The 268-nt window shown below is 70.5% G+C and carries 1 pseudogene; it reads left to right on the forward strand.

Annotated features, from left to right (window positions below):
- Positions 1-184, forward strand: a pseudogene (locus RM590_RS35885) (hypothetical protein); the annotation flags it as partial.
- Positions 185-268: the final 84 nt, after the last annotated feature.

A 268-nucleotide genomic window follows, 5' to 3' on the forward strand; every position in this document is an offset into this window, starting at 1 on the left:
GCCGCCGTGCGGGGTGACCTTTCTGCGGGCCACCCAGGATGCCGGGGCGTATCCGCTGACCGCCTCGCTCACCTGGGAGATCACCTGGGAAGGCTCGGACGGCGCCGGCGGAGTGCTGCCGGACGGGGTCTTCGAGACCACCTACGACGTCACAGTCGAGGAGATCCAGACCATCATCGAGTGAGTGTCCGCGCTGTCGCGGATGTGTCCGACCGAGAGAGACAACGACGAGCGGGCCGGCGGCCGTTCGGCCGCCGGCCCGCAGGGG

Origin of the sequence: Streptomyces litchfieldiae (assembly GCF_031845365.1) — a bacterium.
GTDB lineage: Bacteria > Actinomycetota > Actinomycetes > Streptomycetales > Streptomycetaceae > Streptomyces > Streptomyces litchfieldiae.